This is a genomic window from Roseateles sp. SL47 (assembly GCF_026625885.1).
GTDB lineage: Bacteria > Pseudomonadota > Gammaproteobacteria > Burkholderiales > Burkholderiaceae_C > Roseateles.
The window spans coordinates 2,586,467-2,611,040 of record NZ_CP113068.1; the positions used below are offsets into that span (position 1 = coordinate 2,586,467).

Here is a 24,574-nt window from a genome sequence, read left to right on the forward strand (position 1 = left end):
GTTTCACGAGTGTCCATGAGCCCTCCGTCTTCCTCCCCCACCGTGATCGGCGTCGATTTTTCGAGCGCCCCCACCGCGCGCAAACCGATCCGCCTGGCCTTCGGCCGCCGCCAGGGCGCCGTGGTGCGCCTGGAGTCGCAACGCGGCTTCACCGCGCTGGCCGACTACGCCGCGTGGCTCGCGGAACCGGTGGCGCCGGGGCAGGGCTGGGTCGGTGGCTTCGATCTTCCCTTTGGCCACTCGCGCGAGCTGGTGCTGGCGCTGGGTTGGCCGACGGCGTGGGCGCCGCTGATGGCCCACTATGCGTCGCTCAGCCGGGCCGAGATCCGGGACACATTTGCCGCTTTCTGCGCAGCCCGTCCGGTGGGGCAGAAATTTGCGCACCGTGTGTGTGATGGCCCGGCGGGCGCGTCGCCCAGCATGAAATGGGTGAACCCACCGGTCGCGTTCATGATGCATGCCGGCGTGCCGCCGATGATTCAGGCGGGTGTGAGCCTGCCCGGTCTTCATCCGGGCGACCCCGACCGGGTGGCGCTGGAGGCCTATCCGGGCCTGCTGGCCCGTGAGCTGATCGGGCCACGCAGCTACAAAAGCGATGACAAAGCCCGCCAGACACCGGAGCGGCTGATTGCCCGCAAGGACCTCATCGACGCGCTGGAGCAGGGGCGCAGCCGCTTGGGCCTGCGGCTCAAGCTCAGCCATGCGCAGCGCGACGAGTTGGCGGATGATGCCAGTGGCGACAAGCTGGATGCGGTGCTGTGCATGGTCCAGGCCGCGTGGGCGTCGGGCCAGCCGAATTTCGGGATGCCCAAGGATGTGGACCCGCTGGAGGGCTGGATTGTCAGCACGCCGGACAGCCGGCGCTGAATTGCCTACGATGTCAGGCGCCGATCATTGGTCGCAGCCAGCCCCGCTATTTGTCGCACCTCTCCAGGAGACCGCCCATGCCCGCTTTGCCCACGTCCCCGACCGCATCCGCATCCGCATCCGCGTCCGCCACCGGTCGTCTTCGTATCGCCGTCATGGGCGCTGGCGCGGTGGGCTGCTACTTTGGCGGCGTGATGGCGCGCGCCGGGCATGAGGTGGTGCTGATCGGCCGTCCGCAGCATGTGGAGGCCATTCGCCGAGACGGCCTGCGCATGGAAACGGCCACCTATGACGAACCGGTGAAGCTGCAGGCGGACACCGAACCCTCCGCTGCTCGCGGCGCGGACCTGGTGCTGTTCTGCGTCAAGTCCACCGACACGCTGGAGGCCGCGCGTCAGTTGCAGCCCTTCCTGGGCGCGCACACGCTGCTGCTGTCGATGCAAAACGGTGTCGACAATGCCGAACGCCTGCGCGAGGTGCTGACGCAACCCGTGTCTGCGGCCGTGGTCTATGTGGCCACCGGCATGGTCGGCCCGGGTCATGTGAAGCACTATGGTCGCGGTGAACTGGTGATTGAGCCCGCAACGGGTGCAGAGCGGGCGGCGCAGGCCTTCATCGAGGCCGGTGTGCCCACCGATGTGTCGTCGAACGCACGCGGCGCGCTCTGGACCAAGCTCCTGATCAACTGCGCGTACAACGCGTTGTCGGCGGTCACGCAGCAGCCCTACGGGCAACTGGTGCAGGGCGAGGGCGTCTGGGCGGTGCTGGATGATCTGGTGGCGGAAGGGCTCGCGGTGGCCCGTGCGGATGGGGTGGCGGTGCCCGGGGATGTGCCTGCGGCCGTGCGCAAGATTGCGCAGACGATGCCGGGCCAGTTGTCGTCAACGGCACAGGATCTCAAGCGCGGCAAACCGACCGAGATCGATCATCTCAATGGGTATGTGGTCCGCCGGGGTGAGGCCCTGGGCGTGCCCACACCGGCCAATCGGGTGATGCACGCCCTGGTGCGGCTGATGCAGTCGCCGGCTGCACCGGTGTGATGCGTGGGGCAGGCGTCCGTGCCTCGCGGGCCGCCGGCCGCCCGGCTGATTTGCGCATCAACGATGCATCAACGATGCATCAACGGCGCATCAACGGCGCATCAGCGTGGACTTGCCGAACAGCGATTCAATCAGGTCCACCGCCACCAGCGCAGTCTTGTTGCGCACGTCCAGCGCCGGGTTGAGTTCCATCACGTCGAGCGAGCCGAGCCGGCCGGTGTCCGCAATCATCTCCATGCACAGCTGGGCTTCGCGATAGGTGGGGCCGCCGGGGATGGTGGTCCCCACGCCGGGCGCCACATCCGGATCCAGGAAGTCGACATCGAAGCTCACATGCAGATGGGTATTGGCGTCCATCGTGGCCAGGGCCAGCTCCATCGTGTGGCGCATGCCCATTTCGTCGATGTAGCGCATGTCGAAGACCTCCAGGCCCACTTCATGCACAAAGCGCTTTTCGCCGGGGTCCACACTGCGGATGCCGATCTGGCGAATCCACTTCGGGTCGATGGCGGGCACATGGCCACCGATCTCGACCAGCTCGCGGGGGCCATAACCACATAGACAGGCCACCGGCATGCCGTGGATGTTGCCGCTGGGCGTGAGCAGGCTGGTGTTGAAGTCGGCATGGGCATCCAGCCACAGCACGCGCAGCTTCTTGCCGGTGTCCCGGCAATGGCGGGCCACGGCGGAAATCGAGCCCAGGCCCAGGCAGTGGTCCCCGCCCAGCAGGATCGGCATGCGGCCGCTGTTCAGTTCCCCATACACCGCGTCGTGCACCGCCTGGTTCCAGGCGGTCACTTCGCTCAGGTGGCGATAGCCCTCCACCGGGTCCAGCCAGGGATTGGCCGGCCCTTGCAGGTTGCCACGGTCCAGCACGTCCGCGCCATGACTGCGCAGGGCCTGGACCAGGCCGGCCACGCGCAGGGCTTCAGGCCCCATGCTGGCGCCTCGGGCGCCTGCGCCCACGTCGGTGGGCGCGCCGATCAGGCTGACTTGCTGGGTGCTGCTCATAGGTTCACTCCTGGGAAGGGGCGGCGGAGGCGGGCACGCCGATGTCGTATTCCTGCTTCAGCAGGGCCCAGGCCTCTTCGGCGGTTTCAACGTAATGGAACAGTTGCTCATCACCGGGGCTGATCATGCCGGTGTCCAACAGCAGGTCGAAGTCGATCAGGCGGGACCAGAAGTCCTTGCCGAACAGCAGGATCGGACGACGACGGCATTTGCCGGTCTGGATGAGGGTGAGGGTTTCGAAGAGCTCGTCCAGCGTGCCGAAGCCGCCGGGGAAGGCGGCCAGCGCCACCGAGCGCATCAGGAAATGCATCTTCCGCAGCGCGAAGTAGTGGAAGCGGAAGCACAGTTCGGGCGTGATGTACTGGTTGGGGCGCTGCTCGTGCGGCAGCACGATGTTCAGACCGATGCTGCGCCCACCGACCTCATGCGCGCCACGGTTGCCGGCTTCCATGATGCCGGGGCCGCCACCGGTGACCACATACAGCGGATGCTGGTGGTCGCGGGTCTGCTCGGTGATGAGGGAGGCGAAGCGTCGGGCTTCTTCATAGAAGCCGCTCATGAGCAGCCGGCGTTCGGCTCGCTGCAGGGCGACGGTGTCTCCGGCGGCGCGGGCGGCGTCCAGCGAGGCCTGGGCGGATTCACGGTCGGAGATGCGGGCGCTGCCAAAAATCACGACGGTGGACTGGATGTCCAGTTCCTGCTGGATGAGCTCGGGTTTGAGCAATTCCAGTTGCATGCGCACCGGGCGCAGTTCGGGGCGGACCAGGAAATCCGGGTCAGCAAACGCCAGCCGATAGGCATCCGGCGGGTTGGTGTCGAAGGTGGTGGCCTGGCTGGCTTCCTCCTGGGCAGTGGGGAAGTTGCGGGCCGTGAGTTTGTCGGATTTGGTCATGGTTCGATGGCCCGAGAGCTTACGGGCGTCTGCGCTTAATTTCTGTTCGTCCTTGGGGGGATGGGGGCGGCCGTGCGGAGGTTTATTGCACGCGGGCCGGGGGAGTGCCACAGCAGGCGCAGTGCGGGTCACGCAGCACCTGCAGATCGGTCCATTCCATGCGGCGGCCGTCCAGCATGAGCAACCGGCCGGGGAGGGTGGAGCCCATGCCGCTCAAGAGCTTCAGGGCCTCGGCCGCCTGCATGCTGCCGATGACGCCCACCAGCGGCGCCAGCACACCCATCACGGCACAACGTTGCTCCTCGGGGGGCTGGTCTGCGGGGAAGAGGCAGGCGTAGCAGGGGAAGCGGCCGCTGCGGCTGTCGTAGACGCTGAGCTGGGCATCGAAACCCAGGGCGGCGCCGGACACCAGGGGCTTGGCATGGCGCACGCAGGCGGCGTTGATGCGGTGGCGGGTGTCGAAGTTGTCCGTGCAGTCCAGCACCACATCGGCCTGCGGGATCCACGCCTCCAGCAGGGCGTCATCCGCCCGTGCGATCACGGGGCGCACCTGCGGTTCCGGGTTGATGGCGGCGATCCCGGCGGCGGCGGATACCGCCTTCGGTTGATCCAGCCGGGCGAGGGTGTGGGCGATCTGGCGTTGCAGGTTGGTCAGGTCCACATGATCGTGGTCGATCAGCGTGATGCGGCCCACGCCGGCGGTTCCCAGATACAAGGCGGCTGGCGACCCCAGGCCGCCAGCGCCAATCACCAGCGCATGCGCGTCCATCCACCGCTGCTGGCCCTCGACGCCGATGTCGTCCAACAGGATGTGACGCGAATAGCGCAGCAGTTGCTCGTCATTCATGCGGCAAGCATAGCGCCGCTCCTGGCCACTGCCACGAGAGGGCCGCGATGACCTGGCGATCTTCGGGCCAAGCCACTGGAACAGAGGGGTGCCCTCCTTGGTCCGGTGATGGTCAGTTGTTCAGCGGCAGTTGTGTGCCATTTCGGTCCGTGCTGGATGCGAGGAGGATCTGGTTCGATCAGTTGTTGTTGGTGACGGATGCGAAGGTTGGCGACCCTACGGCTTGCAGCTCAGAGAGGCACGTAACACTCGGGGCGAACCACTGCGTGTCATCTGAGCCTCGCACCGTACCGGCGTCCCTTCGGCTTTCATCACCACGCGCGCGACCTGGCTCCCGTAGTTGCAGGCCAGCCAGACGCCTTGAGGGGAGGAAGACTCGATCCGCCAGACAATTGTCGCGGCGTTTGTTCCAGCATTTGTCGGCAACAGTTCAGCACCCTCCGAAGGCGGACCATCAAAGATGCTGACGCTGGACAGCAGTTGCGGCGTTGATGTCACCAGTGCAGCCGTGGAGGAGGGGAGATCAGCCACCACAGTCCCCCCCTCCACGCGGACACGTTCTGGGCAGATGAGACGCGAGTCTTGGGCAACGGCCGACAGACTGGACAGCAGCAAGCCTGCGAAGACCATGAATTGAAGCATGGGGTCACTCTACAACGGAGTAAGCGTCGGCGTTATTGCGTGATTTCCGGTACTGTTGCTCTCGTACTTTCCATCAACGAAAGTCGCAATCACCGTGCCCTTGGTTAGCAGCTTCACGCCTCCCACGGGCTCACCTTCCTTCCAGAGTGCTGTCATGGGTGCGTTGGCATATCGCTGAACGAGCGCCACGCACTGCTTGGATCCAACCTTGTCCGTGTTTTCGAGATCATCCCCTTTTGCGTCAACGCATGGCATGACGGCTTTGAAGGCTGGGGAAGTGGCGCGATGGGTGGCTCGTCACTGCTACCCCATGAAAAAAGGCCCCGGAGGGCCTTGGTGTGATCCGCGCCGCAGCGGCGGCGCTTATTCCTTGGACGTCTTGGCTTCCGCCTTGCGTTCGACGGCCGTCTTGGACACCGCCACCGGCTTGCCCTTCAGCTGGTTCAGGGCTTGCTGCAGCGGGAAGTCTTCGTTGCTACCGAATTCAGGCAGCGGCTTCAGCGGTTCACCGCGCTTGGCATATTCCGCTTCCAGTTTCTGGCGGCGCTCTTCACGCAGCTTTTCAAGCTCCTTCACCCGGGCGTCGTCCGCCTTCTCGTCGGTGCCGGAGAGGTGCTTTTCCAGATCCGCTTCCCGCATGCGCAACTCGGCGAAGACATTGCCCTCGGCGGTTTCGTCCACCGGCACGTCCGGAACAATGCCCATGGCCTGGATGGAGCGGCCGCTCGGGGTGTAGTAACGCGCCGTGGTCAGCTTGACGGCCGTGTCGGGGCTCAACTGACGAACCGTCTGCACCGAGCCCTTGCCGAAGGTCTGCGCACCCATCACGGTGGCCCGCTTGTGGTCTTGCAGAGCGCCAGCGACGATTTCGCTGGCTGAGGCCGACCCTTCATTCACCAGCACCACCAGCGGCACATTCTTCAGCGCCTCCGGCAGCTTGCGCAGCGGGTCGCCGGAGCCACGGCGGGCATAGAAGTCCGGGTTGGCGCGGTAGCTGGCCTTGGATTCAGCCATCTGGCCGTTGGTGGACACCACCTCGACATCCTTGGGCAGGAAAGCAGCCGAAATGGCCACGGCCCCTTCCAGCAGACCTCCCGGGTCATTACGCAGATCCAGCACCACGCCCTTGATCTTGGGGTCCTGCTTGTAGAGGTCGGCCACCTTCTGGGTGAAGTCTTCCACCGTGCGGTCCTGGAATTGGCTCACACGCACCCAGGCATAACCCGGTTCCACCAGCTTGGCCCGCACGCTCTGTACGCGGATTTCCTCGCGGGTGATGGTGATGGGGAAGGTGCGGCTCTCGGACTTGCGGTAGATGGACAGCGTGACCTTGGTGGCCGGCTCGCCGCGCATGCGTTTCACGGCCTGGTCCAGGGTCAGGCCCTTGACGGCGGTGTCGTCGATCTTGCTGATCAGGTCACCGCTCTTGAGGCCAGCACGGAAGGCCGGGGAGCCTTCGATGGGCGACACGATCTTGACCAGGCCGTCTTCCATGCCGATCTCGATGCCCACCCCCACAAAGCGGCCCGAAGTGCTTTCGCGGAATTCCTTGAAGCTCTTCTTGTCGAAGAACTGGGAATGCGGGTCCAGCCCGGAGACCATGCCGGAGATGGCGTCATTGATCAGCTTCTTCTCGTCCACCGTCTCGACATAGTCGGATTTGACGATGCCGAAGACGGCGGCCAGCTGCTGCAGTTCTTCCAGCGGCAGCGGCACGGCCGTGCTGCGCGCATTGGCCTGCAGCTGCATCGTGGTCAACACGCCGGCCATCGCTCCCAAAGCGACCCAGCCCGCAACTTTCAGTTTGGCGCCCATGATGCGAAAAATCCTTGTTGGGTACAGCAGTGGCTGAACTGCAAGCCGCCAGCATGCATGCCCGACAGACTTCAGCCTTGTGCCAGTATAGGGCCCGAGCAAAATTCCAGCCCGAGCAGAGCGCCCGGTTTACCCCTTATTTACGCGTATTCGTGAGGAGATGGCGGACAGTGCCATCATGCAGGCTGCCGACCCACCTCGGAGCGTCTCATGGCCCTGCCGCATGCTGCACCTGCACAACCCATCGATATCGCGCCGCTGGGGCCCGCACTGACCCAAACTTTATCGACCGCCCTCTTTAAATCGGAGGGGTTGGAAGTGATGCGAATCGTGCTGCCCGCAGGCAAAACCTTGCCCGCGCACAAAGTCGACGGCGAAATGACCTTTCAAGTCATTGAAGGGGAGGTTGAGCTGCTGGTAAGCCACGGGAACACGGAAGATCGCGAGCGGCTGCATGCAGGCCAGCTGTGCTATTTGCCGGGCGGGGTGGTCCATACGGTGAGCGCGCTGCAGGACGCTTCGGCGCTGCTCACGATCGTGCTGCGCCACCCCGACTGATGGGGGCTCGGTGGCTCGACCTGATCGATCTTGAGGCTGTCCTGGCTTGAGGCACAATACCGCCCGCGTGGCCCTATGGTTCAATGGATAGCACAGCCCCCTCCTAAGGGGCAGATCCAGGTTCGATTCCTGGTGGGGCCACCAGTGACATTGCCTGCCCCTGATGATCGGGTGATCGTCTTGAAATCGCCTCGTCGCTTGTCCTGAGCAGTGGCCCGTTGATGAACCGCAATGAACCCCAATGAACTCCCCTTGGAAGTGAAAACGCCGGCCCAGGAAGAGCGGGGTGGTGTGCTGGGTTTCGCGCTGATTTGCGTGCTGGCGGTGCTGACCGTGGCCGCACTGCGAGCGCCAGCGGACACCAAGAATCTGGTCATGGGCGTGTATTTGATGGTTTGGGGATGCATGTTCATCGCGTCCTATTTCTTCAGCCACAAGACGTTTTTTCTGCGTGGCCTGCTGTGGTTTTGCGTGACGATGGCCTGCCCATCCACGCCCAAGATGGCGTTCTTCTACGGTTTCATGGGCCTCGGCATGGGGGCTGTGTCACTCATGGCCGGTCTGGGGCTGATCTGATCAGCGTTTGCTGAGCCCCCCGGGCACTTCGTCGCTCGCTGTTCGTCAGCTTCTCTCCCGTGGCGGGGCTCGTTTTGTGTCCCGTTGCGCCGCCGGTTGTCTAGCCCATAGCGTCGCGCGTTTCGTTGCCCATTGCCTCAGCCATTGCGTCGGCGAGTGCCTCAGCCATCGCCTCGGCAATTCAGGCCCGGTCTGACAACTGGTCTGACACCCTTTTGTAGGGCACACGCCGCCGAACCGTTGTTTTGACACGTGTTCTGCCACCGTCGCTTACAACAAAAGTGACATGATGTTCAGAATCCGATCTTGTCTTGCCTGACACTTCCGGCGCTCGAAGACTTGTCGTGCTGAAGATCCCTCTCATGCTGCTGCTGCCACGCCCGCTTTGCCTGCGCGCGCGCCCGCCCCTGCGGCGGGATTGGCGGCTGGCTGTGCTGGTGACGGTGGCCATGGGCTTGCAGTTGATGACGTCGGCCGCTTGGGCCCGCAAGGCGCCGGCGCGAGACAAAGCGGCCTCTGCCGCTGCCTCCGCTGCCTCCGCTGCCTCGGCGGCCTCGGAGAGCGCCGGGCGGCGGGCCGCCCAGGTGGAAACCGCCAACATCGCCGAGTTGCGTGGCCGCATGACCAGCCGGGATCTGGCCCTGTTGCGCCGAGCCGAGATCGGCGACGCCAGGATTGAAGTCTGGCTGTTTCAGCCGACCCGGCAGTATTACGTCAGCGTCTCCCTGCAGGGCGCGCTGCGCCGTACGCTGAAACCGGTCAATGAATCCGAGGCCTGGCTCAACTTTGACAGTTTCCGTCGTCTGGCAGCGCTGGGGGATGTTGGCCGCCCGGTTCTGCTGGGGCAATTGAACCCTGGCGGCGCAGCGCCCAGTGGTGCCGGCGCCGGCAGCGGTGCCGGGCGAACCGCGCCCGGACAGCCTGTGTCACTCCTCGCGCAGTGGGCGCAGTCTGGCCCGCCATCTGGCCCGCCACCTGGGGCGCCATCCGGCCCGCCACCTGGGCCGCCATCCGGGCCGCACTCCGGGCCACCATCTGGGCAAGCAGCCTCCTTGCTGCCACCGCCGACCTCCTCATCGGCCGACCACAACCCGGCCCTAAAGTCGGCCCTGAACCCGAGCCTGAAGCCGGGCCTGGACTTGAAAACCGTGCCCGTCCCGCCGGAGCGCCTGGGCGCGCCGGACGCGGTGGATGACATGGATCTGGAGCGTGTCCGTCAGGCCCGGGACGCTTATGTCGGCGCCGCTACGCCGCCGGCAGCCAGGGCTTCCGCTGGTGCGGCCCTGGTGCCAGCGCCTGCCGAGGCGCAGCAGGTGGCCGGCCAGGCGGTCGAGACGCTCCGTAGAGAGCGTATCGGTGAGGAAGTCGCTCGCCTGGTCTGGAGCCCCGACTCCGGCCACTACACCGCGTCGCTGACGCGCCAAGGCCGGGTCGTTGGCATGTTTCGCAGCCCTGACCGCCAAGTCGCCATCACGGCCTTCGACGATCTGGTCAAGCAATCCCAGGCCCGGGCAGTGGCCAGTGCCGCGCAGCATTGAAGGGCGCCACCCTCGATCCCGCCCTGGCACCGCCCACTTCAACACGGGCTCAAGCCCTCCCACCGGAGGGCTTTTTCACGGCCGCTTCATTCCCACTTCCAGATCCAGATCAGGTCCAGCCCCTGCTGCTCCTCACCGGCCTGGGCCCGCAGGGTGAATCGCTGCGCGAGCTTGTAGATGAGCTGCCAGTTGCCGGTCGTGGCGTTGAGCCCCCGCTCATAGGCCACAAACACCCCTCGGCTGATCTGCTTGCCCAGCCGCACCACCGTGCCCCGGGCATCATCCCCCTCCCCACTGAACGACAACTCGTCCAGCCCGATCTGATGAATCAGCTTGTCGCTGGCGCTTTCGCCGTCCCCGCTGATCAGGGCCATGGCGGCGCGCTGCATCAGGACGGTGTCGCTGCGGCCCAGGTTGTCCGGGGAGCGGCCCAGCACCAGCCAGGACAGCTTGTTGGTCTCACTCATGTCCGGGTCGGAATAGAGCTTGATGCGAGGGTTGGCGGCCGTACCGGTCACCGTCACACCAACGCGCACGTCGTCGCTCTCCAGCCCCGGGCGGATGGCCAGCACGTCCAGCCGCGGGTTGTCCAGCGGGCCGACAAAGGTGAACACACCACGCTCCACCTCCAGCTTCTGGCCGTAGGCATTGAAGGTGCCGCCTTCACTGCGGATCTCACCTTCCAGCGTCGGTTTGGGCTGGTTGTCCTGCGCCAGGTGCAGCGCACCTCGGATGCGGGTGTCAATGCCATAGCCCTTGAGTTGCAGGCGGCGGCCCATTTCCACATCGACGTCCAGCTTGATCCGCAGCGGCTTGCCATTGATTTCCGCACGGGCCGGTGCGTTTTGGCGCACCACCTGCACGTCGCTGTCCAACTGCGGCGCGTCCCCGCGCGAGAAATCGAACAGGCCTTCATTGATGACAAAGCGGCCCTTCAGGTCCAGCAGTTGCGCCGTTGCGGTGATCTGGGCCGAACCACTGGCCACGACGCGACGGTCCACCCGCTGGAGCAGGGCGAAGGTGTCAGCGGTGAGCTTCAACTGGGCACTGGGCTCGCGGCCGAATTTCAGATCACCTTCGGCACTGATCTGGCCATTGCCGCCCTTGGCCGTGAAACTCTCCAGCCGCGCCTGTGTGCCGGACATGGTCATGGCCAACGCGCCGCTGTTCATGTCCACGCCCATCAAGGCATTCCGCAAGGACAGCTTCTGCCCACCGGCCGTGCCCCGGACTTCCGGCGCGCCCAGCGTACCGCCCAGGCTCAGCGAGGCATACAGGCTGCCGCCCAGGCGCCACCCGGCCGGCACCCACGGGCCCCAGTTGCCGAGGTTGTCCACCTGGGCTTCCACCGAACCTTCCAGCCGGGCGTCTTTGTCCGGAAGGGCCAGCGGGTCGGGGGTCCGGAAGGTGACGGCTCCCCCCACCGCGCCCATGTTCTGGCCGGCCACACCTTGCACGATGTGCCAGACGCCCCGGTCCGCCTGCAGGCCCAGCTTGAGGTCGGTCAGCCCCAGGCGCTGGGTACTGACTTCATCGGTGACGGTCAGGTCGCCGGAGGTGCGTGACACCATGAAGTCGATGAACAGGTTGCGGGCGTCGCGCCGGGTATTGAAATGCCCATCAATGCGCAAGTCCCCGCCCCAGCCGAAATCCGGTTGCAGCCGGGCCAGCGCAGGCGCTGCCGCCAGAGGCTCCAGATCCGCCTGGAGGTCCCAGTCGGTCGGCGACTGCCAGTTCATGCGCGACCAGCGCAGCCCCGCACCAAGGATCTCCAGCCGGCCAGCGGCCAGGCTGGCCTGGCGGGGCTGCAAATGGGGGTCCAACCGCACGCTGGCCGCGAGAGGGCCGGCCTTGAGCAGGGGATCATTCACCTGATGGGCCTGCAGGTTCAAGCTCAGATCCCGCGCCTGCCACAGTGCGCCCTGCCGCCAGGCCACCAGCGGTTCATTGTCGAGCGCCCCCTGCAAGGCCACCTGGGCTTGCGCGCCCTTGGCATCCAGTTGCAGCCGGCTCACCACCACACCGCTGGCCGCTACGGCCTTGGCCACCACCTGGGTGTTGGCGGGCGCAGTCAGCAGCGGTGGCAAGGGCAGTTGCCCCTGCGTGTCCAGCGTGAGGCGATGCTGGGCCCAACTGCCTTGCAGGTTGAGCGTGGCTTCTTCCAGTTGCACCTGGGCAGGCGCGAGCCGGAGTCGTTTCAGGCGGGTGGTCCACAACAGCTTGGCGTCTCGCAGGCTGGAAACTGCCCATTCACCACTGCCGTTACCCAACTGGATGGGGGCCAGGCTGCCACCGACATTGCCACCTGCATTACCACCGACGCCTCCCACTGAAGCACCACCCGCATTGGCACCCGCACTGGCACCCGCACGGGCCAAGGCGGTGGTGCGGGGGGTACTGCCGGACGCGCCGGCCGAGGCGGCATTCACCACCCGCGCGCCGCTGGCCGCATTCACACCGGTGGCGCTGGGTCGGGTGGTCACGGCAGCAAGTCCGGCCACACCGCCGAGGGAAAATCCCTGGAGGTCCCATCGGCCCTCACTGCTGTAGACCGCCTGACGAGTGCCCGGTCGCACCAGTTGCACGGTGGTGGAGGCAGTGAGCGCGCCCTGGACCGTGGCCGTGGGCCATTGGCTGCGCAGCAGCGGTTGCAGGCTGGTGAGCGTGGGCGCGGTCAGATCGATGGCGAGGTTGACCTGTTCCCCGCCCTGGCGCAGCGCCGGATCGATGCGGCTGCGGGCGACCAGTGACGCGTCGGCCAGGCGAAGGTCCGCATTCAGATCGGGCGTGCCAGTGCCCTGGCGCATATAACGGAGCTGCCCTTGCAGCGGCAGCCCCTGCCACATGCTGGGCTGCACCTCCAGCTGCGCCTGACCCTGCGGCCAGAGGCTGCCGCGCACCGACTGCAGTGAAGCTTGAAGCCGGCCGTTCAGCGTCTGAGCACCAGCGCCGCCGACGGGGGCTGCGCCTGACAGCGCCTGCGGGGGGGATCTGGACGCTTGGGCTGTTTGGGCAGATTGTGCCGTTTGTGCCGTTTGTGCCGTTTGTGCTGCTTTGGCCGCTTTGGCCACCTGAGGCAAAGCCGATGCATTCGGGCTGACGAGCCTGCTCCGTCCCGCAGGGGCGCTCGACGCTTGCAGGCGCCGCAGGTCCAGGCCTTGCACGGTGGCGTCCAGCCTGGCCTTCCATCCGTCCGCCAGTGTCAGCGCTTCAGTCAGCGCCAGATCCCCGGTGGCCTTGATCGTGGCGGGGCCGGACTTCACCTGCAAGTCGTTCAGCACCAGCGACTGGCGGCGCACCTCGGCGTCCAGCAGCAGATCCAGCGGTGCCTGCCATGGGCCCTGGCCCAGCTGGCCTTGCAGACGCCCCTCCACCTGCAGCGCTTCATCGGCAGCGGCTTTGTCCAGGCCCGCGCGAGTGCTCAGCTTGACCGACCCGCGCGCCTGAATCACGGGCCAACCGGGATCCCACTGTCGGCTGTCCAGCCCGTCCAGTTGCAGCGTGACGGCCGTGCCTTCGCGCTGGCTGGTCTGCCCCGTGGCCTGGATACGTCCCCCCCCGGCCAGCCGCGCATCCAGCCGAGGCAGCCGCAGGCGGGTCCAGTTGGCCGGATCCAGCACGGCTTCCAGGGCCAGCGACTGCAGCGGCACCTGGTTCTGGTCCAGGCGTCCGGCGGCGCTGTTGGAGAGATCCGCCGCCAGGCCCAGCGTGTTGTCCTTGTTGGGCGTGAGTTGCACCCGGCCGGTCAGCCCGGTGTGAGGGACACCGGCCTGCGGCAGCAGCGCAGCCAGATCCAGGTCTTTGGCATCGGTCTGCAGACGCGCGACGGGGAAGGGCGCAAAGGGCTGCACCCGGGCAGCCACCTGCAGCCGCTGCCGGGCGGCCTCCAATTGGCCTTGCAGTGTCAGGTCCTTGAGCGGCCCGTCCAGGCGGAACGGCGCCGTCCAGGGCAACTGGCCCTGCGCTTGGCTCAACCGCCACTGGCTGGCGAGTGGCAGGTCGCCCCGGGTGCCGATCTGGGCCTGGCCGGAGAGCGTCAGCATCTGCCACTGCAGCGAGCGCAACGCCAGCTGGTGATGTTCACCGCCATCGGCGCCCAGGTGGGCTTGCCCCCGCAGTGCCTGGAGCGGCTGCGTCAGGCCGGTCACCCACAATTCGTCAATCGCCAGGTCGGAGATCTTCAGTGCGATGGGGCTGACCAGATGCGCTGGCGGCTGCGGCGCGCCGGTGCTGGGGGAGGGCGCGAGCTGCACCCGCAGGCGAGCCACGGCCAGGCGATCCGCCTGCACCTCGCCCCACAGCAGCGGAGAACGGTTCCAGGCCAGCCGCAGGCCGCGCCACTGCAGCTGTTCCAGCACGATGCGGTCTTCGGTTCCCGGCAACACCAGCTCGGCGCGCTCGGCATCGAAGTCGCCCAGCAGGCTGCCGCGCGCCTTCTGCAGCGTGAGGCCGGGCACCTGCGACAGCACCCAGGCGGAACCCCGCTCCGTTTTGAGTCCCCAGGTGAGTACCAGCAGCCCCAGGCCGATCAGGGCGGGGATGACCAGCAAGGTCCACAGCAGGCCGCGTGCAGCCTTCTGCCGCCGCGTGCGGCTCACCAGCGAAGGGGCGGGCGAGGGGGGCGGTGAAGGGGTGGGAGCGGGGCCGGACGCGGTCGGCCCGGAGGGCACTGGCACTGGCACTGGCGGGCGGTTGAGGTCGTCCTGCGGCTCGCTCATAGTGCAATCGCCACACTGAAGTGGAAGCGGTATTTGTCAGCCAGGTTGCCCCTGGCGAAGTCCATGCGCAGCACGCCCACCGGGCTCCGGTAGCGCAGGCCGGCGCCCACCGCATAAGCAGGCTTGTAGCTGCCCCAGTTCTGGGCGGCCTGACCGGCATCCACAAAGACAGCACCCATCAGCTGCGGGATTTTTGGGGTGAGCGGATGCGAGACTTCCACGCTGCCATCCAGCAGCACCCGGCCACCCGTCTGGTTGCCGCTGGAGTCCAGCGGCCCCAGCTCGTTGTAGGCATAACCGCGCACCGTGTCGTCACCACCGGTGCGAAAGCGCAGGGCCTCCGGCAGGCCCAGCTTGCCCTTGGCAAGGATCTGGCCCATTTCCACCCGGCTGGAAAACAACCAACGGCCGGGCAGCGGGGTGTACCAATAGAACTTGCCCACCGCCTTGCCAAAGGGCCCGTTGGGCTCGGTGTTGCTGCTGGCCCAGCCGCCGCCAAACACCACGCTGGCGGTCCAGCCCTTGGTGGGCAGCAGTTTGGAATCCACCCGGCGCCAGATGTTCTGCTGGTTCAGCGACACGGCGCCCGCCATGGTGGTCTGCACATTGGGCGCATGTTCCCAGGAGCGCAGCACTTCCACATATTGCAGGCGGTCTTCGGGTTCGGTTTCGCGGGCATAACCCAGGCGCCCCCGGAGGTTGACGTTGACCTGGTCGCCCGACTTCAGCCGCTCGGCATAAAGCGCCGCCAGGCTGCGCTGCATGTTGGGCTGGGGATGGGAGCTGATTTCGGTGTCGATGGAGCTGTTGTCCCGGCCGAGGGTCAGCTTCGTGCGCTCCCGGATGTTGAGGTCAAAGGGCTTGCGGTGGGTGTGTTCAATCCCCACCGTGGGGCCATTGACGCTGTGATAACCGACGCTGGTGGTGACCTGCTGGCGGGCCGCTTCCCGCAGCTTGGCCGTGACCGGCACTTCCACCTTCTCCACCCCGGGTTCGGGATTCACCAGCTCCGGGTTGATTTCCACACTGGCACTGTCAAAGAGCTGGGTGCCGAGCAGGCGCTCCTGAAAATCCAGCAGCAGGCGTTCGTTGTAGGCGTCGTGCTCCTTGTAGCCGGCCAGGCGGCGCACGGCGGCCTCGGGCTGGTGTTTGAGCCCCTCCACCTTCAGCTCGCCCAAGGTGAAGAGCGGCCCGGTTTCCAGCGTCACGGCCACGTCCACCGTGTTCTCGTCGGCCATCACCACCGCCTGGCTGTGTGTCATGCGGGCCAGTGGATAGCCCTGGGCACGCGCGCGGGTCAGCAGGGCGTTCTTGGCGGCAGCCCAGTCGCCCTGGCTGAAACCGGAGTGCGCCGGCAGTTGCCAGCTCTGGGTGAGGGTGCGTTCCAGCGCGATGGCGAACTTGTCGCCCCGCTCGGCCATGGCCTTGAGCGGCCCTTCAATGCGCAGATCCAGGCTGCCGACCAGCGCACGCGGGCCGGTGTCCACCACCAGCCGCAGATTGCGGATGCCGTCATTGAGGTCGCCCACTTCTTCGGTGCGGACCTTGGCATTGAAATACCCGGCGGTTTCCAGCAGTTGGCGCGCCTGTTCCGGCGCGACGGCGGCCAGGCGGCGCAGTTCGGCAGCCGTCAGGCGCTGGTCTTCCGGGGTGTCGCGAAAGCGCGCCAGATCGAGGTGAGTCATGAGCAGCGAGCGCAGCTCGGGCGGCGCGTCGATGGTCAGCTCATAGGCTTCGATGCGGCGGCGGTCGGTGGGCTGAGCACCCTCAGGGAGTTCGGCGGGCGCAGCGACCTTGAGCTGCGCCTTGCGGTCCGAGGCGAACAGCGCGCAACCCGTCAACTGGCTGCCCAGCACGGCCACCAGGCCCAAAACCAGCCAGCCCCTCATCGGTTGAGTACACGCATCGCCTGTTCCAGGCCGCTCATGGTCAGCGGCATCATGCGCTGCTGCATGAGCTGCTGGATCAGCGCAATGCTCTGGCGGTACTGCCACACACCCGCCGGCTCGGGATTGATCCATACATGTTTCGGAAAAGCATGGGTCAGCCGTTGCAACCATTCGGCACCGGCTTCCTCGTTGTTGTATTCCACACTGCCGCCGGGCTGCAGAATCTCGTAGGGGCTCATGGTGGCATCACCGACGAAGATCAGTTTGTAGTCCCGGTTGTATTTGTGGATGAGATCCCAGGTGGAGGTCTTCTCGCTGAACCGACGTCGGTTGTTGCGCCACACGTGGTCGTAGACACAGTTGTGGAAATAAAAGAACTCCAGATGTTTGAACTCGCTTTTGACCGCAGAGAAGAGCTCTTCCACGCGGTGCACGTGTTCATCCATCGTGCCGCCGACGTCCATCAGCAGCAATAGCTTCACCTTGTTGTGCCGCTCCGGAATCATGCGGATGTCCAGCATGCCGGCATTGGCTGCGGTCTTGTGGATGGTGTCGTCCAGGTCGAGTTCAAGCGCCGACCCTTCCCGCGCAAACCGACGCAGGCGGCGCAGGGCCACCTTGATGTTGCGGGTGCCCAGCTCGATCTGGTCGTCGTAATCCTTGTAGGCGCGCTGTTCCCAGACCTTGACCGCGCTGCGCTGCCCACCGGGGCCACCGATGCGGACCCCGCGCGGGTTCTGGCCGCCGTGGCCAAACGGGCTGGTGCCGCCGGTGCCGATCCAGCGGTTGCCGCCTTCATGGCGCTCGGTCTGTTCTTCCAGGCGCTGACGCAAGGTGTCCATCAGCTCGTCCCACGCCATGGCCTTGAGTTCGGCCAGCTGTTCGGGAGTGAGGTCGCGTTCGAGCTGACGGGTGAGCCAGTCCTGGGGCAAGGTGCGGACCAGGTCGGTGATCAGCTCCACACCCTTGAAATAAGCGGAGAAGGCGCGGTCGAACTTGTCGAACAGCGCTTCGTCCTTGACCAGGGTGGTGCGGGCGAGCGAGTAGAACTTGTCCACCGTGGGCCCGCCATCATCGTCAAGCACGCCGGCGCGCAGCGCTTCGAGCAGCGTCAGGTACTCCTTGACGGAGACCGGAAGCCGGGCGGCGCGTAACGTGTAGAAGAACTGGATCAGCATGGTCCTCCCCCTGAACTGCAGGGCGTCAGGGCATTATCCATGCCGGGGCATGCGCGTACGATGTTCGCACGGTCGGTCAACAGGCCCTGGCTGAGCTGAACCGCCGCGCCACGCTTGCCCTCAAGACCGTTTTGACTTCTTGTCGTAGCGCTTCAGCCAATCAAAGAACTCGGCGTACCAGAGCTGACTGTTCTGCGGCTTGAGCACCCAGTGGTTTTCGTCAGGGAACCAGACCAGACGGGCGTCAATGCCTTGGGCCTTGAGCGTGTTGTAGTAGGCCAGCCCCTGCGCGTCAGGAACCCGGTAGTCCATCTGGCCGTGAATGACCAGCGTCGGCGTGTGAAAGTGCGCCGCGAAATGATGCGGACTCTGCGCCGCCACCCGCTCCGGCCGCTCCCAATACCAGGCCCCCAGTTCCTTGGCGTGCCAGTGGTAGGCGTCATTGGCAAACATGGCTTGCCAGTCGTAGCAGCCGGCATGGCAGACGTAGGCACGGTAGCGGCCAGGCGCCACATGGCCATTCATCCACGCCACCATGTAGCCACCATAACTGCCCCCAGTGGCAAAGACCCGTTGCGGGTCCGCCCAGGGGCGAGTCAGCAGAAGGTCCGTCGCGGCTTCGACGTCCTGCAGTTCCAGTTCGCCCCAGCGGTGGGTGATGGAGTCCAGGAAGCCCTGACCGAAGCTGGACGAGCCGTGATAGTTGACGCAGGCGACGACATAGCCCTGCGCCGCCATGACCTGATGGTTCCAGCGCCAATGCCAGCTGTCACCAAACGCAGTGTGGGGGCCGCCGTGGATGAGATGCAGCAGCGGATGCTTCTTCCTGCTGTCAAAACCCGGCGGGTAAATGAGCCACATCTGGACCTGTTCGCCCAGGGCGCCGGTGAACCAGACCTCTTCATGGCGGCCGATGGCATGGTCGTCCAACACGTCGTCATTGAAGCGCTCGATACGGCGGACCTGCTGTTCGTCGACGTCCCCCTCACGCTCCAGCACGGACACCCGCGGCGGGAAGGCGACGCTGTCGTGGAGCAGCACCAGGGTGCCGGCCTCCAGCGCAAAGGCGCCGGCATGGGCGCCCTCGAAGAGCACAAACGCAGTGAGCGTCTTGACGTCGAACCGCCAGAGGTGGCGGCGTCCACGGTCCTCGGCCAGGCAGAGCAGGCCCAGGTCGTCTTCGTCCCAGCGCAGCGGCGCGGCGACGTCGTGGTCCCAGTCCTCCGAGAGCACCGCCCAGTGGCCCTGGGTGTCCAGCACCGCGAGCCAGTTGGGCATCGTGTGCTTGAGCGCCTGGTGGCTCGCCAGAAAGGCCAGGTGATGGCCGGCATGGCTGTAGCAGGGGGCCGTGAAGTCCCAGTCGCCATCCTGCAGCAGCACTTGCGTCTTGCCGCTGCGCACATCGATCTCAGCCAGCGCGTTGCGGTGGTCCAGCAGCTTGGTCGGCGCCGGGTCAAAGCTGAAGGCAATGCGGCGGCCGTCCGGCGAGATGTCGAAGGTGGTGGCGTCCGGCTCGGCGCGGCTCAGTTCATAGTCGGTGCCTTCAAACAGGTCGCGCACCTTGCCGGTGTCCAGGTCCACCACATGCAGATGCGGCACGCGGCCCATCGGCAGGCAATGGTCCCAGAAGCGGTAGAACGCTTCTTCGGTGACGTAGCCGGTGGCCTTGCGGTCCTTGTCGGCCTGATGCCGTCCGCGTTGAGCCGACTGGCCCTTGAGCACCGGGTCCACCCAGGAGACAAACGCAATGCGCCGCCCATCCGGGAACCATTTGAAGCACTCAACGCCAAAGGGCATCTGCGTCACCCGGCGGGCCTCGCCACCGTCCGGGGGAATGACGTAGAGCTGGGCCGATTCATCCTTGTCCCCCTCCTGATCGCGGCGGGCGATGAAGGCGATGTCATTGCCGGCCGGGCTCCATTGCGGCTGACCATCCTTGTCCCCCGCCTGCGTCAGGCGGCGCGGTTCCCCGCCCAGCGTGGAGAGCAGCCACAACGAGGTGCTGCCGCTGTTCTTCTCCATGTCAAAGCGGGTGACGGGCACCACCGCCTGCGCTCCATCCGGCGACAGGCTGGGTGCGCCCACTCGGTCCAGGCGCCACAGGGCGTCCACGTCCAGGCCGGGGAGCCTCTTGCCAGGGGCTTGGGCAGCTGTTTTTTTCACGGCAGGCATCAGTCGGAATTCCGGGGTTTGTCCAGTTGCCACTGGAGATGGTTGCGAACGGTCGGCCACTCGGTGGCGGTGATGCTGTAGACGCAGGTGTCGCGCAGGCTGCCGTCCGGCAGGCGCTGGTGGGCGCGCAGGATGCCGTCCAGCTGGGCGCCCAGGCGTTCAATCGCACGTCGGCTTTGCTGGTTCAGGCGGTGCGTGCGCAGCTCCACCGCAATGCACCCCAGCGTATCGAAGGCATGGCCCAGCAGCAGGCGCTTGCACTGGGTGTTGAGTGCGCTGCGCTGGCAACTGGCCCGCGTCCAGGTGGCGCCGATTTCCACCCGCCCATGCTGTGCATCGATATGCAGGAAGCTGGTCATGCCGGCCACACGGCCCGACGCATCAAAAACGGTGAAGGGATTCCATTCGCCCGCATCACGAAAGCGCAGCCGGCGGTCGATCTCGGCCGCCATGCCGTCCGGCGTGGGAATGTTGGTGTACCACAGCTGCGAAAGAAGACCGTCCTGGACCGCCTCCACCAGGCCGTCCAGGTGCTGGTGCGACAAGGGCTCCAGGCGGGCAAACGGCCCGGTCAGGACGACCGGGGCCACATAAGGGTTGGCTGGTGTTTGCGCCATCGGTGTTGCCATAGGAAGCGTCGGTGCGGGACCGACAAAAGGGAAGGGGGAGCAGGAGCCGCCCGGAACACAAGCATCGCGGCGTGTTGAGCGCGCGCCCGCCGGTTCAGCGATTGCGGCTCTGCATGTAGACCAGCTTTTCGAACAGCGTCAGGTCTTGCTCATTCTTCAGCAAGGCACCCACCAGTGGCGGAATGGCCACCTGCTCGTCCTGCGTCTGCAGCGCTTCCAGCGGGATGTCCTCCGCCAGCAGCAGTTTGAGCCAGTCGATCAGTTCGGAGGTGCTGGGCTTCTTCTTCAGGCCCGGCAGCTTGCGAACGTCATAGAAGGTCTTGAGCGCCGCCGCCAACAGCTCTTTCTTCAATTGCGGGAAGTGGACGTCCACGATGGCCTGCATGGTGTCGGCCTCGGGGAACTTGATGTAGTGAAAGAAGCAGCGGCGCAGAAAGGCGTCCGGCAGTTCCTTTTCATTGTTGGAGGTGATGAAGACCAGCGGGCGATGCTTGGCGCGCACCCATTCGCGGGTTTCATAGACATAGAACTCCATCCGGTCCAGCTCGCGCAGCAGGTCATTCGGGAATTCGATGTCGGCCTTGTCAATCTCGTCGATCAGCAGCGCCACCGGGGTGTCCGAGGCAAAGGCCTGCCACAAGGTGCCGCGCACGATGTAATTGCCGATGTCCCGCACCTTGTCGTCGCCCAGCTGGCTGTCGCGCAGGCGGCTCACGGCGTCATATTCATACAGGCCCTGTTGCGCCTTGGTGGTGCTTTTGACATGCCATTGCAGCAGCGGCAGGTTCAACGCCTTGGCCACCTCCTCGGCCAGCAGGGTCTTGCCCGTGCCGGGTTCGCCCTTCACCAGCAGCGGGCGCTGGAGGGTAATGGCCGCATTCACGGCCAGCATCAGGTCCGGCGTGGCGACGTAATCCTGGGTGCCTTGGAATTTCATGGGCGGTTGTCTAGCGCAGAGAGTGAAAACCAGTATATAGGGCCCCCCCTATAATCGGCCCGCCCCAAATCGGTGAAGATGGGACCATGAGAAGACAACTGCAGACATCCGTTGCGTTGATGCTGGCTGGAAGTGCTTTTGTTGTTGCGGCTCAGACCAGTGCATCATCGCCATCGCCAGCGCAGGGACAAGCGCCGGCACCCACCCCTGTTGCGGCCGGTGCGGCCGTGCCCATTGAATCCAAGGTGGCCATGTGCATTGGCTGCCACGGCATTCCGGGTTACCAGGCCACCTTTCCGGAGGTGTACAAGGTACCGATGATTGCCGGCCAGAACAGCAAGTACCTCAGCTCGGCATTAACGGCCTATGCCAAGGGCGAACGCAAACACCCCACCATGCGGGGCATTGCGCAGTCCTTGACCGAGAAGGACATCACCGACATCTCGGCCTATTACGAGCAGCAGGCCAAGGTGCCAGCCGTGCCGGAGACCGTGGCGCCCCCGGCCGAGATCAAGGCGCTGCTGGACAAGGGCGCCTGCGCCAGCTGCCACGGTGCCAACTTCAGCAAACCGATCGACGGCACCTACCCGAAGATCGCCGGTCAGCACGCTGACTACCTGTATGCCGCCCTCAAGGCTTACCAGACGGAAGGGAACCCTTACGTCGGCCGCGGGAACGCCATCATGGCCGCCCAGGTGAAGCAATTCAGTCACGCTGAACTGAAGGCTTTAGGGAAATATTTGGCAAGCTTGCCAGGGGAGCTGCGAACAGTGCCTCAATCCAAACTTCGCTGAGTCGGATTTCGGATAAATTGACCGACAGGAGCGTGCCGCCCATAGAGGCGACAGCTGGCTGAATCGAGCCGCCCTCCAGGGGCGGTTTTTTTTTGCAGCCTTTCTGTTTTTGTAGGTCTTTTGGGAGCGCGTCGCGAGGAGGGCGCCATACTGTGTTGCCTTGGTCGAAGCCTCCCATGCTCAAGAAGATCCCTACTGCTCAGGTGTGTTTAGGCATGTACCTGCATGGCCTTGAAGGGTCGTGGCTGTCGCATCCGTTTTGGAAGACCAAGTTCGTGCTCACCGACCCGGCCGACGTCAAGGCGTTGAGGGCCAGCGGGGTGCCGCATTGCTGGATCGATGCCTCCAAGGGCCTGGACGTGGGCGAGGTGGCTGCCGCCCCCCCACCCGAACCCGCGCCAGAGCCACCTGCCGCAGTCGCTCCGGTGGCCGAGGAGCCGCCGGCCCCTCAAGCTCCGGCCATCGTCAAGTCCACCCCCTCGGTGACGCTGGACCGCCAGCCCGCCTCCATGGGGGAAGAACTGGAACGGGCCACGCTGGTGGTCAACAAGTCCAAGCAGGCGGTGATGAGCCTGTTTAATGAAGCGCGCCTGGGCAAGGCGGTGGATGCCGAGCAATGCCTGCCCCTGGTGGAAGAAGTGGCCAGTTCGGTGGTGCGCAACCCGTCGGCCCTGATCAGCCTGGCTCGCCTCAAGACCAAGGACGACTACACCTACATGCATTCAGTGGCGGTTTGCGCGCTGATGGTGTCGCTGTCCCGCCAACTGGACCTGGACGAAGCCACCACCCGCGAGGCCGGCCTGGCCGGCCTGCTGCATGACGTGGGCAAGATGGCCATGCCGCTGGATGTGCTGAACAAGCCTGGTGCGCTGACCGACGCGGAATTCGCGATCATGAAGGCCCATCCCACCCGGGGGTATGAAATGCTCAGGGATGGTTCGTCCGTCCCTCCCTCGGCGCTGGACGTGGCCCTGCACCATCACGAAAAGATGGATGGCAGCGGCTACCCGGCCAAGCTGGCCGGCGAGAACATCACCCTGATGTCCCGCATGGGGGCCGTCTGTGATGTCTACGACGCCATCACCTCCGTTCGCCCCTACAAGAATGCATGGGACCCGGCCTCGTCGCTGGCCCGCATGGCGCAGTGGAACGGGCATTTCGACCCCCGCATCTTCCAGGCCTTCGTCAAGTCCGTGGGCATTTATCCGGTGGGCACGCTGGTCAAGCTGCAGTCCGGCCGCCTGGCCGTGGTGCTGGACCAAAACAGTTCGGCCTTGACTGCGCCCCTGGTGCGGGTGTTTTATTCCACCAAATCCCAAATGCCGATTCCCACGCAGGTGCTGGACCTGTCCGCCGCCAATGCGGGTGACCGCATCATTGGTCGTGAAGACCCGGCCACCTGGGGCTTCCAGCGCCTGGATGAGCTCTGGCAAAAAGCCGCGACCTGAGCCGGTGGATACCCCCGCTGCCAAGGCCTGGCTGGCCCGCCTGAGTGCCGACTACCGCGTTGAGCGGGGCCGTTGCGTGGTCAGCCACGAACACGAGGGGCCGCTGCGGCTGCTCAAGAGCCTGTATCCGGAAGGGGCGGGCCTGTGCCACAGCGTGCTGGTGCATCCGCCCAGCGGTCTGGTGGGCGGCGACACGCTGGACATCCGTCTGACGCTGGCGCCGCAAGCCCATGCGCTCATCACCACGCCGGGCGCCACCCGCTTCTACCGCAGCCCGCAGGGCACACCGGCGGTGCAGCGCGTTGCGGCCCGCCTGGAGGAGGGGACCCGCCTGGAATGGCTGCCGCTGGAAGCGATTGCCTACCCCGGCTGCGAGGCGCTGAACCATGCCCGGTTTGAACTGGCCCCAGGCGCTGAACTGCTGGCCTGGGACATCACCGCCCTGGGCTTGCCGGGGGCTGATCAGCCGTTTGACCAGGGGCGTTTCACGCAGCACCTGGAAATTCCCGGCCAATGGCTTGAGCGAGGCACGCTGGCGGCGTCGGATGCGGTGTTGATGGACGGCCCCCTGGGGCTGGCTGGGCAGCGTTGCCTCGGCACCCTGGTGTTTGCGGCCGGCGAGGGAATTTCACGCGAGCGGCGCGAACGCGCGCTGGAGGCCGTGCGAGCACTGATCGATGCCGATCCGCTGCTGCGGACCATGGCCGGTGCCACCGCCGCTCAGGACCGGGTGCTGGTGGTGCGGGTGCTGGGCCCGGTGGTGGAGCCGGTGTTCCAGCTGCTGCGGGCCTGCTGGGCGCGTTGGCGGCACGAGTTGTGGGGCCTCCCGGCCAACCTGCCGCGTTTGTGGTCCATGTGAGGCACCGCGCTGTCTGCTGGTGATCGAGGCCAGCGGGACGCTGGAACCTGCGTGTCACCGGACCCTTCCACCAGACGTTCAGGCTGTGCGGTATTTCACATCCGAATACACGCTCGCCGGACAGGGTGTGGGGCTGTGGGGCCGCAGCCCTGAAATGCCTGCCC

General features: G+C 65.7%; 20 protein-coding genes and 1 tRNA gene. 9 read left to right on the top strand and 12 right to left on the bottom strand.

What is annotated here, in order from left to right; all coding sequences use genetic code 11:
• The first annotated feature begins 15 nt into the window (after positions 1–15).
• Together OU995_RS11150 and OU995_RS11155 are read left to right on the top strand one after the other, a co-directional pair.
• On the top strand, positions 16–867 hold the full coding sequence (locus OU995_RS11150; protein ID WP_267835610.1) for a DUF429 domain-containing protein: 852 nt from the start codon (positions 16–18) through the stop codon (positions 865–867).
• 155 nt (positions 868–1,022) lie between these two features.
• The gene (locus tag OU995_RS11155; protein ID WP_267836239.1) at positions 1,023–1,907 is read left to right on the top strand and encodes a ketopantoate reductase family protein; all 885 of its coding nucleotides are present in this window, start codon (positions 1,023–1,025) and stop codon (positions 1,905–1,907) included.
• Positions 1,908–1,997: 90 nt separating this feature from the next.
• Here OU995_RS11155 and rocF read toward each other — a convergent pair whose 3' ends face one another.
• From rocF to OU995_RS11180, 6 genes are all read right to left on the bottom strand, one after another.
• The gene (gene rocF / locus OU995_RS11160) at positions 1,998–2,918 is read right to left on the bottom strand and encodes an arginase (RefSeq protein WP_267835612.1); all 921 of its coding nucleotides are present in this window, start codon (positions 2,916–2,918) and stop codon (positions 1,998–2,000) included.
• A gap of 4 nt (positions 2,919–2,922) precedes the next feature.
• The gene (locus tag OU995_RS11165) at positions 2,923–3,810 is read right to left on the bottom strand and encodes an LOG family protein (protein WP_267835613.1); all 888 of its coding nucleotides are present in this window, start codon (positions 3,808–3,810) and stop codon (positions 2,923–2,925) included.
• Positions 3,811–3,892: 82 nt separating this feature from the next.
• Entirely contained in the window at positions 3,893–4,657 is a 765-nt protein-coding gene (locus tag OU995_RS11170) for a HesA/MoeB/ThiF family protein (RefSeq protein ID WP_267835614.1), read from the bottom strand.
• A 216-nt stretch (positions 4,658–4,873) separates the two neighbouring features.
• Complete coding sequence (locus OU995_RS27555) at positions 4,874–5,299, bottom strand: STY0301 family protein (protein ID WP_420714850.1); 426 nt, start codon at positions 5,297–5,299, stop codon at positions 4,874–4,876.
• A gap of 9 nt (positions 5,300–5,308) precedes the next feature.
• The gene (locus tag OU995_RS11175; protein ID WP_267835615.1) at positions 5,309–5,554 is read right to left on the bottom strand and encodes a BPSL0067 family protein; all 246 of its coding nucleotides are present in this window, start codon (positions 5,552–5,554) and stop codon (positions 5,309–5,311) included.
• Between the two features lie 108 nt (positions 5,555–5,662).
• Positions 5,663–7,114: a S41 family peptidase gene (locus tag OU995_RS11180; RefSeq protein ID WP_267835617.1), complete on the bottom strand. Its 1,452-nt coding sequence runs from the start codon at positions 7,112–7,114 to the stop codon at positions 5,663–5,665.
• Positions 7,115–7,324: 210 nt separating this feature from the next.
• Between OU995_RS11180 and OU995_RS11185 the strand changes: the two genes are divergently transcribed.
• The 4 genes from OU995_RS11185 to OU995_RS11200 all read left to right on the top strand — a co-directional run bounded on the left by OU995_RS11185 (position 7,325) and on the right by OU995_RS11200 (position 9,786).
• Positions 7,325–7,672, top strand: a complete 348-nt coding sequence (locus OU995_RS11185) for a cupin domain-containing protein (RefSeq protein ID WP_267835618.1) — start codon at positions 7,325–7,327, stop codon at positions 7,670–7,672.
• A 69-nt stretch (positions 7,673–7,741) separates the two neighbouring features.
• Positions 7,742–7,816 (top strand) — tRNA-Arg (locus OU995_RS11190).
• Between the two features lie 87 nt (positions 7,817–7,903).
• Positions 7,904–8,248 carry a hypothetical protein gene (locus tag OU995_RS11195; protein ID WP_267835620.1) on the top strand — a complete coding sequence of 115 codons (345 nt, stop codon included), beginning with the start codon at positions 7,904–7,906 and terminating at the stop codon, positions 8,246–8,248.
• 344 nt (positions 8,249–8,592) lie between these two features.
• Positions 8,593–9,786, top strand: coding sequence for a hypothetical protein (locus OU995_RS11200; protein WP_267835621.1), 1,194 nt, complete (start codon positions 8,593–8,595; stop codon positions 9,784–9,786).
• A gap of 86 nt (positions 9,787–9,872) precedes the next feature.
• On the opposite strand, the gene OU995_RS11205 is transcribed toward OU995_RS11200, so the two are convergent.
• From OU995_RS11205 to OU995_RS11230, 6 genes are all read right to left on the bottom strand, one after another.
• On the bottom strand, positions 9,873–14,504 hold the full coding sequence (locus tag OU995_RS11205) for a translocation/assembly module TamB domain-containing protein (protein WP_267835623.1): 4,632 nt from the start codon (positions 14,502–14,504) through the stop codon (positions 9,873–9,875).
• On the bottom strand, positions 14,501–16,393 hold the full coding sequence (locus tag OU995_RS11210) for an autotransporter assembly complex protein TamA (RefSeq protein ID WP_267835624.1): 1,893 nt from the start codon (positions 16,391–16,393) through the stop codon (positions 14,501–14,503). Before OU995_RS11210 ends, OU995_RS11205 begins: the two co-directional genes overlap by 4 nt.
• Positions 16,390–17,571, bottom strand: coding sequence for a vWA domain-containing protein (locus OU995_RS11215; protein WP_267835625.1), 1,182 nt, complete (start codon positions 17,569–17,571; stop codon positions 16,390–16,392). Before OU995_RS11215 ends, OU995_RS11210 begins: the two co-directional genes overlap by 4 nt.
• A gap of 120 nt (positions 17,572–17,691) precedes the next feature.
• On the bottom strand, positions 17,692–19,734 hold the full coding sequence (locus OU995_RS11220) for a S9 family peptidase (protein WP_267835626.1): 2,043 nt from the start codon (positions 19,732–19,734) through the stop codon (positions 17,692–17,694).
• 8 nt (positions 19,735–19,742) lie between these two features.
• Positions 19,743–20,360, bottom strand: coding sequence for a GNAT family N-acetyltransferase (locus tag OU995_RS11225; RefSeq protein ID WP_267835627.1), 618 nt, complete (start codon positions 20,358–20,360; stop codon positions 19,743–19,745).
• Between the two features lie 106 nt (positions 20,361–20,466).
• Entirely contained in the window at positions 20,467–21,309 is an 843-nt protein-coding gene (locus OU995_RS11230; protein WP_267835628.1) for an AAA family ATPase, read from the bottom strand.
• 86 nt (positions 21,310–21,395) lie between these two features.
• On the opposite strand from OU995_RS11230, the gene OU995_RS11235 reads away from it, so the two are divergent.
• The 3 genes from OU995_RS11235 to OU995_RS11245 all read left to right on the top strand — a co-directional run bounded on the left by OU995_RS11235 (position 21,396) and on the right by OU995_RS11245 (position 24,410).
• Entirely contained in the window at positions 21,396–22,103 is a 708-nt protein-coding gene (locus OU995_RS11235) for a c-type cytochrome (protein ID WP_267835630.1), read from the top strand.
• Positions 22,104–22,279: 176 nt separating this feature from the next.
• Positions 22,280–23,551: an HD-GYP domain-containing protein gene (locus OU995_RS11240; RefSeq protein WP_267835632.1), complete on the top strand. Its 1,272-nt coding sequence runs from the start codon at positions 22,280–22,282 to the stop codon at positions 23,549–23,551.
• Positions 23,523–24,410 carry an urease accessory protein UreD gene (locus tag OU995_RS11245; RefSeq protein WP_267835633.1) on the top strand — a complete coding sequence of 296 codons (888 nt, stop codon included), beginning with the start codon at positions 23,523–23,525 and terminating at the stop codon, positions 24,408–24,410. Before OU995_RS11240 ends, OU995_RS11245 begins: the two co-directional genes overlap by 29 nt.
• Positions 24,411–24,574: the final 164 nt, after the last annotated feature.